Source organism: Paenibacillus sp. FSL M7-1455, assembly GCF_038004655.1.
Classification (GTDB): domain Bacteria; phylum Bacillota; class Bacilli; order Paenibacillales; family Paenibacillaceae; genus Paenibacillus_AQ; species Paenibacillus_AQ cookii.
The window spans coordinates 3,415,613-3,427,026 of the sequence record NZ_JBBORO010000001.1; the positions used below are offsets into that span (position 1 = coordinate 3,415,613).

Consider the following 11,414-nt stretch of genomic DNA (forward strand, 5'->3'; position numbering starts at 1 on the left):
GTCACGCATTATTGCTCGAACACAAGCCCGCGGACGACGTTGGATTTGTCTTTGATGATGCTGGCTTTGAACTTCCCGCTCGGATTGACGTATTCGTTGCTGGATTCGTTCATCGTGTTCCGTAAATCCCCTTCCCGGTTGTTAATGTCGATGACCGATCCGTATTTGTCATCCGCCACGTTACCGATGTACAGGCTGTTGCCGTACCATTGGCCGTTTCTGTTTTTCCCTGTTTTGACCAGGATGCCGAATTGATCCTTGTCCCTGAACTTCCGCAAAGCGTTCGTTACCTGCGAGCCGCTGATGCTCGTGCCGTCATAGACCGTAAAGGAAGCCTGCGAAAGCTCGGTCTGGATGTCCGAGAAATTGTTTTGGGCCGTTTTGGTCGCTTCCTGGGCCGAAATGAACAGGATCACGACAATGGTAATAAGTGCAATGGTCAAAAAGATGCCTGCGGCCACCTTCAGCGCGCTGGATGCGTTATTCATTGAATATCATCTCCTTAAATTTTTCGGATTTCTTCATAATAAACATTCATCTGCATAAAGCTCATCGCGATCAACGGTATGACCAGATACATAAAAACAAGGGCATACATCGGCGCAAAACCGAGCATCTTTCCGAGTGCCGCTTTCGTGTCTATGATTTTTTCGTATTCCTGCTTGCGTTGTTCGAAATAGAAGGCCATTTCGTTGTCGAGATCATCGAAGGCCTGTGCGATCGGAATTTTCTCCACGCACAAAAGCAGTTTGTCGACCAATCTTTGGAATTCCGTCAATCGGACCTCCTCCCTCAGCTCGGTCAACGCCATTTCCGCGCCGTGATCATAGTGCAGCACGCATCTTTGAATCGGCGTTTTGAAAATGATCGCGAATCGGTTCATCCATTCCAATATTTCCTCAACCGATATCCGTTCCATTTCCCGAAGCATGGAGATGACCGTTTGAAACTGGTACACCTCATGCCGCATGTCCATATAGCGGATCTTTCGCTGAAAATAGAGCAGCCACAGCGGAAATTGGTACCCCGTCCAAGCCGCCAACAGGGACGCAAGCAGCTCCCACCATTTGACATACTCGGCATGATAAGCTTTGATCTTGGCCAAAATCCGGTTCACGTCCGCCACCATCGTATCCTTGCTTCCAATGCCGTTATGCTCTTGCTTGACGCTCCAACGGCTAGCGACGTCGTCGTAGGTGGCGGTAGAAGACATGCCGACCTCCTCCATGATCTCCCGGTCCCGGTCGCTGATCCGCTGCCCTTCCGCCCGTTGTTCGCTCGACAGTTGGCCGAAAAAGGTCGTTCCCTGGACGGGGGCGTACAGGATCTGTTTTTTAGCCGATTGATGCAAAAACAGGATCATGGTCATCGTTACGGCAAAGGTCAGGCAGAAAAAAGCTATTCTGCGAACGTAAAACCATTCATACCGCAGATGGGTGCTGCTCTCCCTAAGCAAACGGACGATTTTGGCATAAGCCGGCGATGCCGGGCGCGGAGCGACAAAAGCGGCGATAGCCCGGACGACGGGAAACGAAGACAGAAACTGCTCCCAGGACTTCTTCCGATCCCCGGTCCGGTATGCGGTTTCGTTGTCCTGCTGCAGGCGCTGCAATAATACAAAGGATAAGATGATCACGGCATAAATGACGATTTTGGTCAGGTACCCCAGCTTGCTCGTATAAAAGGCGTCCATGGCCGGAAAGCTTCCGCGTGCCCAGCGTTCGATCGGTTTGGCAAAAAACACCGGGGCAAGGGCGATGACATTCAACCCCTTCAAAAGATAGTCGAGCTTGTCCCGCCGCAGGATCTCCAAATGGATTTCCTTGGTTAATCCCCCGAGGCCTTTTAAATAGATGGAGCCCTGCTCCTTCACCTTGTCTCCAAACTCCATGATCATATAGGAGATGCCTGCAAACGCCTTTAGGAAACGGTTAGGCGCGGATTCGTAATATTTCTCCAGTTCCACCGAAGGTTCTTTGGCATTCAACGCCTCGTAGATCCTCCGAGTGTGGATTGCCGCTTCGTAGCCGGCCGTTTCCGCCGCCTCATACAGCGCTTCGTCGATCATTTCATGCTGCTGGTAACGATGCCGCACCTCCGAAAACAAATCCACCATTTGGACGAGAAGCCGCTTCTCCAAACGGTTCACGTACATATCGACCAGCAAACTGTTGAGGATCACTGCCGTAAGCAACACCAGCAGCAAAAAACTGACGCTCGGATTCAGCAGCAATAAAATACATGCCGAAAGGCTTAACAAGCCCAAAACCGCCAACGTCACTTGCGCCGTCTCATGCCTTAACCGGAATTCATCGTAAGCATGAATGGCGAGCCGTTTTCTGATCCTTCGGATGTAGGCCGACAGCAACGGAACCCGAACCATCCAAACGTAGGATTGTTGCAGGATGCGGTTCCAATGCCCCCTCCAACCGACGCGTTTGCCTCCCGCTTCCCCATAAAACCCGTCATGCACGTCCTGCCGCTGTCTGCGGCCGATCCATGCCAAAACCGCATACGCTGCGGCAAACAATACGAGAGACGAAAGCAATACGATTAGCAGAATGGATTTAATACTCATAACGTCCGCTCCAATGATGGTTTAGAAAATCAATGAAACTTTCAGCATCGCTTGCGCCCATCTGATCCGCCATTTCCCCCACGTTTTGGTCCGAAACGGGATCGGCCGCAACATACCGGCCATCCCGGTATTCGATGACATTGCGGGAAATATACGACCTCCGATGCTCATTCAGCCGGGCTTCATTTTGGAGCTTGATCAATCGGCTGAGCATTTGTTTGACCGTCGCTGCTTCGCCGTCGTCGTTCCCTGCAGGGTCCGCGGCATCTTCCAGCGGAACGCACTCGGTAATCCGTTCGATATACCTCCGGCCGTCCGCATCCCGTTTCATGTGCACATCAAAGTTAATCACCTGAACCACCTGTTCCTCGGCGATGCGCTCATGATGAAACACCCCGATTTTCAGGAGCGAATTCCGCAGTGAAAACACGAGATCCCGGAATGTCTTGGCATGATGGGTAAACACGGTGAACAAGCTGGCGACTTGCGACATCTGGATCATCCAGGCAGCCACTTCGTCGCTTGCCACTTCGCCCAAAATATTGACCGTGCCGTCGGTTTTTTTCTGCAAGTCCAGTCCCTCTTGTCCCGTAATCCGTTCCGTTTCGCGAAAGGAAAGGATGTTTCTCCGGCTGTAAATCTTTCTTAAATGAAGCTCGAATGCCATTTCTTGCACGCGCAACGTATATGTAGGATCGATATGCTCCACCATGGCCATCAGGAGCGTCGTTTTGCCGGAACCCTGCGCTCCGGTAATGGCCGTGATCCGGCTTCCTTTCATGAGGTATGCAAGCAAACCGATCGGCAGCTCGGCATTGTCCCCCGTGATCAATTGCTCCAAGGAAGCGTTCGGAATATCGAATTTGCGCACGAAAAATGCCCACGATTCCGCAAACGGCGGCCGAACGACGACCACCCTGGACCCGTCCTTCATCTCATTCACTTTGTAGCCGTTGGATTCCGAGAGCTGGCCGGGGTGGTTGTACTTATAGATGTTTTGGCAAACCCGTTTAAGCTCAAGCTCGGATCCGAAGGAAAGAAAGGACATGTGCACCGACTTGCCTCTATAAAAAACCCATACGCTTTCCGTGGCAGACATCGGCTTGCGACATTCGTCCACGTACGGCGGCGGAAAAGGAAAATCCGGCCCGACGTATGCTTCCAGCTGTCCGTCATCCGTCAAAATGCCGCTGACCCCTCCGCTGACTCCGTCGATGCGCTGATCGCGCAAATCGTCCACGACCGAAAATCCTTTGTACTGCTGATAAATCCGCTGCACCACAATGTCCAGTTTTTCTTGGAAAGCAAGGCTCCGATATTCCGCCGTAAATATCCGTTCGATATCTTCCGCCGTGACCGCGAACACCGGTTGTTCCCCATAACCCTCAAGCGTGCGCGGCTCCGCGAGCCCGTAATGTTCGAACAGCGCGGACAACGCCTCGGGACCATACTGCTTTTGATATAAATAAAATATGATTTCGAATTGGTCCTGCGGCGTCAACCGTCCGAAATCCTCAAAAGGAATGGCGTCTTCGATACGGTCTTCGTTAAGTCCGTAGCTTTTGACCAAGAGATCCGCCATAAACTGCTTGACGTATTGTTTTTCGCGGACGTCGCCTGAAATGCAGTCCTTCAGCGCTTTGCGCAGCTCGCTTCGTTTATTGATTCTGCGCCTGTACTCCTCCTCGTGGAGGCCCAGGTCGGTCAACTGCCTGTGGGTGAGCTCATGCAGCGTTTCCTTCACGAATTCCGTCATCGCTTCGATCGTGCACTGTTTGCCTTCCGTTTGGCTTGCAGCCGGCGGACGGCGGTAATCGAGCCATTTGACGTAGAGGAGCAGGAGAACGAACAACAAGATGAGTGCGATCATCAACATGTTGACGATCATTCCGGAGCCCATTTACGCCCCCCTTTCCACGAGCTTCAATGCCGCGGTCATTTCGAGCTGCGTCAATATGTCTTTGGCCAACGAGCGAATGCTGGCCAGAAACGCGGCGGCCGGCTGTCTGCCGTTCAGGCTGCGGCTCCGCTGAAGGAACGGAAGAACGCCGCGCATATTCCACGCATCCAAAAAGTCCGTCGTGTACGGTATTCCATGGATGCTGCCCTTGTAGCCGAATCTGCGCTTGACGTTATTCAACGTGCAGTGGGAGTATTTGTCGTACCTGCCGAGCACCACGATGTAGGGTTTTTCACGAACGATCGGCGGACAGCCGCCGTTCTTGAAAAACGAATCCAACCCTTCGATGCCCTGATTCATGCTGACCACGACCAGATCCGATGCTTCGAGCAACGCTTGGTCGCCGCTTCCTTCCTTCGGCCATCCGCATCCGGCGTCGACCAATACGAGATCGTAACATTGGTTCGCCACCGAGCATATGGTCTGAAGCAGCTCTTTCCTATACCCCGGCATCGTGCCTTCGGGCTTGGCGTTCCCTTGGACCAGATCCAAACGGTCGGCGAGCAAGGGCAGCGTATAATCCCGCAAATTTTCACGGGTCAGCCTGCGGTTCATGCATAACCTCTCCAAAGCGTCCATCCCGTGGTCCTGAAAAGCAACAAGCGAATGGTCCAAAGCATAGGCGGACATCGGGAAGGCCCCTTCGACCCTCTCCTTGGCCATGCCTCCATGCGCCATCAGCAATTTCAAACGGTAATCCATGGCGATCGTCGCCGCAGCCGCGGCAGCATGCGCCGAATTTCCGCTGCCGCCCTGAAGCGGGCTCCAAAATGCGATCGTACTCATGCTTGACTCCTTTCTGCATTCTTCAATGCGCGCTGTATTTGTTTTCGATCCCAATCCGTGAACGTTTCAAAAATGCCGCACAACCGTTTTTTATAGGTGCGTGTCAGTGCCTTCATATGGATTCGCTTCGCATGTTCGTTTCTGAGTTTCAAGGAATAATCCAGCTCGTTCCAAGGCAGGACGACCGGATCTCCTTTCCAGCGGACCGGCAGACGTTCGAAGTACCCGTCCAAATAGGAAGGGCCGAACCATTCCTCGACGGCCCTGACGATGATCCTCTTCATTTCCGGCCTCACTCCCGGATCGAAATAACGCAAGACCGCTTCCGACAGCCATTTCCCGCCCTCTTCGAGCGTCCAGACTTCATAATCGGTCACCCAGACGAGTTCGGAAGCGCTCAGCCAATCCTCCTTTGCGCAAAAGTCCGGGAGTTCCAGATCGTAAAGAACATAGTCGTAATGTTCCAAGGCGCCGCCATGGCTTCGGAAGTAGGCTTTCAAACCGGCCGAATCCCCGAATCCGCATGCAACGTCGAAGCCGGCAAATTCCGTGATGCATAACTTCTCGCCCAATCCGCCAATGAAATAGGGATATCTTCTTTTTTCGCTCGCGTCCACCAACAGGACGCTGCTGCCCCCGGACGCAAGCAATTTGCAAATATGCATCAGGGTGTCGCTTTTATCGCATAGGCCGGCAAAAATCCAAGTATTCAAAGATGTCCGTCTCCTTTCTTTCGTCCGCCGGCAGCCTCAAGGTTGATCCGAAGGTGCCGCGCTGCCCTCCCGGCGATCATTCATGCTTTGCTCAAGCAGTTTGTTTTCCTGGACATCCCCCAGCGAAAAACTGTCTTGGTTTGGATCCGGGGCCGTGATCTTGCCGGTTGTTCCCGGAGCGGGATTCCCCGCGTGTTCGTTCGCCGCCGCTGCCGCTGCATCGTTCCATAAGCCGTCGGCGTTCGATGCTCCGGAAACGTCCGATGCCGTGGAACCGCCTGAAGAGTACATGCCTCCGCTCAAGCCTGAGGGAGCGAATTCGGATTCGGCGAAGCTGCCGTTTGGCCGTTGCTGCACCGCTTTTTCCAAGTCTTGTTCCAGGGAAACGCGTATGGCTTCGGACAGCTTCCGTTCCGCTTTGTTTACGATGTTCGGGTCGCTTGCGATCAGCTTCATCACCTCCTTGTTGACCGGATAAGTCGGAATCGCCCGCTCCTGCATCTCCGGCTCCACGTAAGTCACGGCGTACAGCTTCGCGTCATGCAGGTAAGCATCCACCATCGCGCTGGACAATGCCAATATCTCCTGCTCCGTCAACCGGATCCACATGGCCGGGCTAAGCAGCTTATCGATTTTCTTTTTGGATAAAATGATGTAGTCCTGTCCCGTAGGAAATTGGATGCGTACGTCGACCACGTCGCGCTCGCGCAAATTCGATGGCAATACGACGGCCTGAATCTCCTTGTTCCGAAGATCCGCTTGGATCGGTTGGCCCTCGTAAACCATGGCCTCCGTCAGGGGCGTCCCCTTTTTCAGCTCGATTTTTGCAATCTTGATTTCGTCGCCGCTGCCGCCTTCCAGCAGATTCGCGGGCGCCGTTCCTTTGGGCAGCTTGGCGCGCACAAGGTCTTTCGCCGTGACGGCTTCGCCGGCCGCAACGTCCCGCGCAAGCGTCCAGGCCGGGACCATCTGCTTCTCCTCATTCAACCTCGCTTGTTCCAGCTTGGCGATTTGCCTGCGGTACTCTTCCCTGATCTCGTTTTCCTTGGCATGGTGCCGAATCCCGCTAACGGTGGCGTACGCCGCAAACACGATGCCCACCGCCGAGGCTCCCGCCAAACCGGCGTAAAGCATATGCCTCGTTCGCTGTCTCAGTTTTGACATGAATTTGATCATCCCCCTCCATTAAACCGCGGATCAGCTGAGACCGAACCGGAATCTCCTTCTCCGCTGGATTCCGGCAGCCGCCCCGTGAAAAATGCGGCTCAGCACTTTGTCCGTCTCTTCGCATTGATCGAACGGATCCATCTGCAGCGGCAGCGCAAACACCTGCGTGGAATCCAGCTGCTTGCGAAGCCGGGATACGGCATCCTCCCCGGCCAGCGGCAGGACATACATCCACTTCTGCCGGGGATATCGCGACAAGCCGTGGACCATATCCAGCACGTCCTGCTGGCGCCACTCCGCGCCGGAGGCGACGATGATCGGAAAGTCGGCGCGCAGAAACTCTTCCAGCCGGTCCCGCTCCCTGAATGTGCCGAGATCGATCACAAGGAAATCGTAGCTGCCGGACAATAATGCTATCACGTCGCTTCTGGCCGTCTGCCGCCAATAATCCACGCCTTCCACCTCGAATTTGCGGCTGCCCGGCCCGGCGGAGCTTTCCCCGTCGACGATTTGTTGGATCCTTCGGAATGCCGGCGACCTCATGTTCATTTCGACCAGCGCGACCTTGCTGCGGCTTCTCGCCAAAAAATGGCTGATTGCGATCGCCGTATGCGTCGTCCCCGTTCCGCCGCTGGCTCCCATCACCGCAATCACCTGCGTGCTTTTTCGCCCGGCTATATCCCTGCCCCGCTTCGGGCCCGGCTTCATTTCCTGCCGGACGGCCGCGGCGATCACCGCGCGTACTTCGGCGGCGGAGGCGTAGCGGTTTTCGGGCATGGGCTCGAGCAATTTCCGTATGACGGGAACGAGATGGCGTGGCAAATCCTGGCGTATGCTTTGTGCCGCGTCCTCCGTCCACTCGCTGAAAGCCCCTCCCGTCGTCAAATAAAGCATCAACGCCCCGAAGCCGTACAGATCGGACCGGGCGTCGCTTTGGCCGGAACCATACTGCTCCGGAGCGGCAAAGCCGACCGTACCCAGCTTTACCGTGTCCTGCGCCTGCGCCTGCTTGTAATTGCGGGCGATGCCGAAATCGATCAGCCTCAGCTCCAGCTGCTCCGTCAGCATAATGTTCGACGGCTTCAAATCCCTGAAAACGACGACCGGATCATGCGTGTGCAGGTAGTCCAACACTTCCAGCAGTTGATCCGCCAGCTGCAAAATCGAATCGACCGGAATCCGGCCGCGGTATCCGCGAAAATATTTCTCCAGCGTAATCCCTTGGATATAATCCATGACCAGATAGGTGTAACCGTCCTCGTCCGGCGGAAAAAAATCCACGATTCGGGGCAGCCTGGCATGGCTAAGGGATATCAAAAGCTGCGCTTCTTCCCGTATGCTGCTGTATCGGGCCGGGTCGGAAACGCTCTCCTTGACGGCCCAGAGTTTACCCGGCAGCTTCAAATCCTCGGCCAGATAGACATGGCTCATGCCGCCTTCGCCGATCTTGCGGATGATCTCGTATCTCCCCCCAATCGAATGGCCGGCATGCAGCTTGGAAGGATGAATCATGCGTGTCCCTCTCTTTCAAGACAAAAAAAGGGAAAGCCTCCCCGGCAAAGACGCTTACGATCAGTCGTAAGGCTTTGCTCAGGGATGCTTCCCCTTTAATTATCATATGGTGAATTTGGTATCATTATAGAGCAATGGCAATATCTGTGTAAAGTACTATTTTTATATTCGTTATCTTCATGCATCCATCACCTTGTTTTATTCCGTTAATATTTAATCAAGTATAAGGTGATTTCGTCCCGATTGTGGAACAGCTGCTTCGCTCGCTGAATCTGCATATTCGCGGCCTCGAAGGACGAAATGACATCGTCGACAAGCGCCATAGGTTTCTTGTGCATGAGCTTGACCGTCACGACGGCCGTGCCTCCTGCCCGTAAGCTTGGAAGCAGCTCCGTAACCAGTTTGACCATTTGTTTCGGGCTCCAGCTCATATCGCATACCAGCAGATCGAATTCGCCTTCCTGAAAATGGACTTCCGAGGCGTTTTTCTTGAAAATACGCAAGCCAGGATGATTTCGCAGCGACTCGTGCATCAAGGCAGGGTCCACCGCCGTGACCTGCAGTCCCCGCTCCAACAGGAACGAGGTCCAGCCGCCGGGAGCGGCCCCGATATCCAGAGCGGTATGAAACGACTTAAAATCGATTCCGAAGCTTTGCTCGGCCTCCAAGAGCTTGAACTTCGCCCGGGATATTTGCCCTTCCTCGCGCTGGAAGCGGACCGCGCCCCCGCTCCAGTCGGACAGGTTGTCGTTCGGTTCAGAAACCCCGACGTACAGCATCTCTCCGGCTGCAAAAACGGATACGACCCAGTCGGCGTCGCGAACGACAAATTCGGCGTTTAACCCCGTTAATTGCTCTTGGAGGCTCTCGCGAATCTCGCCGGCGCTGCCGGATACGGCGCTTTGTTCCGCTTTCCTTACCTGCAGCGAAACCGCGGCCCCATGAAGTTTGTCTTGACGAAGCAAAAATTGAACCATTTGGGGATATGCATTGTCTTGATCCGCTCGCAGTTCAAGGTGCACCGGCTGTATGTGGCGCAAAAAAATAGGCGGGTGGGCAACGATGCTTGCGATGGCCCTCTCCGCATCTTCAAACAAGGTCACAAGAAAAACCTCGCCGGAAACCAGCATGCTGCTTTTCAGCTTGCCGAATCTCCGGCGCAGCTCCTCCTGGGCATAGGGTGCAAACCCGTGGTTGGCCGTGCATATAAACCGGGAAATTCCCGTGTTTTTTTCATCGTTTGTTGTTTGTTTATCATCCAAAACGGATTAACCTCCAGAAACCACTTTAATCCAAGGCCGGCCGCCATCCCATTCGATCCGTGCCGGAATATCGTAGGTTTGTTTTATCATTTCGTCGTTCAGAACTTCTTGTTTCGGGCCGGAGCCCGCGATTTTCCCGTCCCGGATCAAAGCGACGTGGCTGAAAAGCGGCATAATTTCCTCCACATGATGCGTCACGTACACCACGGTGATGTCCCGTTCGCCGAGACGTTCCACCTCCGCCAGCATTTTTTCGCGTTCGTACAAATCCAGCCCGGCGCAAGGCTCGTCCATGATCAGAAGCTTCGGCTCGCTCATCAAACTTCTCGCAAGCATCACCTTTTTCCGTTCCCCTTGCGACAAGGTGCCGAGCGGATGGTAGGACAACTTGCCCAAATTCATTTCTTCCAGCAGCTTCAGCGCCTTATCTTTCACGTCTTCGGGTATTTCCTGATAGAAACGCAAAAACGCGTAAGCGCCCGTGGCCACGACCTCCCACACCGGATCGCTCAAATTGAGCTTTTCCAGCAAGCTCGGACTGATATATCCGATCTCTTTGCGGACCTCGCGCACGTCGCATTCCCCGTATACGTTGCCGAGCACCTCGATCCGGCCGCTGCTTGGAAAAAGGTAACCCGTCAGCATTTCCAAAATGGTCGTTTTGCCGGAGCCGTTGCGCCCCAAAATAACCCAGTTTTCCCCTTTTCGAATGTTCAGGGAGACGTGGTCCAAAATCTGATTCTCTTCCCTCCGCAAAGACACATCCCGCATCGTAATCATGAAAGCACTCCCCTTATTTGAGCTAACAAGTCTCCGACCGATCCCATGGAATAGATGATTTCCGGCTTTCCGCTCCGCTCCTTGTCCGCCAAAAGCAGGGCCGGTACGCTGCGGATTTTGTACTGCTCGACGACCGTCGGCGTCATATTGACGTCGGCTTCGGCCAATAGGCCCTCCGGCAGCAAATGTTCGGCCACTTCCAGCATCCGCCGCGCCACTTTGCATGTCCCGCAAAATGGGGTGTGCAGAAACACGGCCAACGGTTCGCCTTTGCGCCACAGCTCTTCTAGAAGCTGCTTTTCGTCCAGCGGCCTCATTCCTGCTCCCCCTTGGCGACCCGCTCCAGCACGTCCGGAGGCATGGGCCCGTTATGGAGCTTCACATAATCCGGCACCGATTGGTAGAGCAGCTCGTACATTTCCCTCTTCCCCCGCATGCTCGACGTATGCAAAAAAATCTCTTGCGGGAACAGCCGGCCTGCGATCATCCCGTGCACGACCTCTTTTCCGGACGGCTCGCCGGGTCCGAGGTCGTAGTCCAGCGACAATATGCCAACCTCGCATTCCTGCAGCAAAAGAAGGCATTCCTGCGCATTTTTCGCCAGAACAAAACCCTCGGGACATCGCCGGTAATCATCCAAAAATACATGCAGCACG

The 11,414-nt window shown here is 54.4% G+C and carries 11 protein-coding genes; all 11 read right to left on the bottom strand.

Annotated elements, in window-relative coordinates:
- Window positions 1-8: 8 nt before the first annotated feature.
- Window positions 9-488, bottom strand: a complete 480-nt coding sequence (locus NYE48_RS15745; protein WP_212948496.1) for an ABC transporter permease — start codon at window positions 486-488, stop codon at window positions 9-11.
- Window positions 489-502: 14 nt separating this feature from the next.
- Window positions 503-2,578, bottom strand: coding sequence for a hypothetical protein (locus NYE48_RS15750; RefSeq protein WP_340999338.1), 2,076 nt, complete (start codon window positions 2,576-2,578; stop codon window positions 503-505).
- On the bottom strand, window positions 2,568-4,478 hold the full coding sequence (locus tag NYE48_RS15755; RefSeq protein WP_340999339.1) for an ATPase, T2SS/T4P/T4SS family: 1,911 nt from the start codon (window positions 4,476-4,478) through the stop codon (window positions 2,568-2,570). Before NYE48_RS15755 ends, NYE48_RS15750 begins: the two co-directional genes overlap by 11 nt.
- Complete coding sequence (locus tag NYE48_RS15760) at window positions 4,479-5,324, bottom strand: hypothetical protein (protein ID WP_340999340.1); 846 nt, start codon at window positions 5,322-5,324, stop codon at window positions 4,479-4,481.
- The gene (locus NYE48_RS15765) at window positions 5,321-6,037 is read right to left on the bottom strand and encodes a hypothetical protein (protein ID WP_340999342.1); all 717 of its coding nucleotides are present in this window, start codon (window positions 6,035-6,037) and stop codon (window positions 5,321-5,323) included. Before NYE48_RS15765 ends, NYE48_RS15760 begins: the two co-directional genes overlap by 4 nt.
- 36 nt (window positions 6,038-6,073) lie before the next feature.
- Window positions 6,074-7,201, bottom strand: a complete 1,128-nt coding sequence (locus tag NYE48_RS15770) for an SAF domain-containing protein (RefSeq protein ID WP_340999343.1) — start codon at window positions 7,199-7,201, stop codon at window positions 6,074-6,076.
- 33 nt (window positions 7,202-7,234) lie between these two features.
- Window positions 7,235-8,716, bottom strand: a complete 1,482-nt coding sequence (locus NYE48_RS15775) for a serine/threonine protein kinase (RefSeq protein ID WP_340999344.1) — start codon at window positions 8,714-8,716, stop codon at window positions 7,235-7,237.
- 206 nt (window positions 8,717-8,922) lie between these two features.
- Window positions 8,923-9,978 carry an SAM-dependent methyltransferase gene (locus NYE48_RS15780; RefSeq protein ID WP_340999345.1) on the bottom strand — a complete coding sequence of 352 codons (1,056 nt, stop codon included), beginning with the start codon at window positions 9,976-9,978 and terminating at the stop codon, window positions 8,923-8,925.
- A gap of 6 nt (window positions 9,979-9,984) precedes the next feature.
- On the bottom strand, window positions 9,985-10,758 hold the full coding sequence (locus NYE48_RS15785; RefSeq protein ID WP_340999347.1) for an ABC transporter ATP-binding protein: 774 nt from the start codon (window positions 10,756-10,758) through the stop codon (window positions 9,985-9,987).
- On the bottom strand, window positions 10,755-11,075 hold the full coding sequence (locus NYE48_RS15790; RefSeq protein WP_212948487.1) for a thioredoxin family protein: 321 nt from the start codon (window positions 11,073-11,075) through the stop codon (window positions 10,755-10,757). Before NYE48_RS15790 ends, NYE48_RS15785 begins: the two co-directional genes overlap by 4 nt.
- On the bottom strand, window positions 11,072-11,413 hold the full coding sequence (locus NYE48_RS15795; protein ID WP_340999350.1) for a cyclic-phosphate processing receiver domain-containing protein: 342 nt from the start codon (window positions 11,411-11,413) through the stop codon (window positions 11,072-11,074). Before NYE48_RS15795 ends, NYE48_RS15790 begins: the two co-directional genes overlap by 4 nt.
- Window position 11,414: the final 1 nt, after the last annotated feature.

Bases quoted from the DNA above. Each gene is read 5' to 3' on its own strand.
- NYE48_RS15790 (WP_212948487.1), bottom strand. From the start codon at position 11,075: ATGAGGCCGCTGGACGAAAAGCAGCTTCTAGAAGAGCTGTGGCGCAAA.
- NYE48_RS15770 (WP_340999343.1), bottom strand. From the start codon at position 7,201: ATGTCAAAACTGAGACAGCGAACGAGGCATATGCTTTACGCCGGTTTG.
- NYE48_RS15760 (WP_340999340.1), bottom strand. From the start codon at position 5,324: ATGAGTACGATCGCATTTTGGAGCCCGCTTCAGGGCGGCAGCGGAAAT.
- NYE48_RS15745 (WP_212948496.1), bottom strand. From the start codon at position 488: ATGAATAACGCATCCAGCGCGCTGAAGGTGGCCGCAGGCATCTTTTTG.
- NYE48_RS15755 (WP_340999339.1), bottom strand. From the start codon at position 4,478: ATGGGCTCCGGAATGATCGTCAACATGTTGATGATCGCACTCATCTTG.
- NYE48_RS15785 (WP_340999347.1), bottom strand. From the start codon at position 10,758: ATGATTACGATGCGGGATGTGTCTTTGCGGAGGGAAGAGAATCAGATT.
- NYE48_RS15775 (WP_340999344.1), bottom strand. From the start codon at position 8,716: ATGATTCATCCTTCCAAGCTGCATGCCGGCCATTCGATTGGGGGGAGA.
- NYE48_RS15750 (WP_340999338.1), bottom strand. From the start codon at position 2,578: ATGAGTATTAAATCCATTCTGCTAATCGTATTGCTTTCGTCTCTCGTA.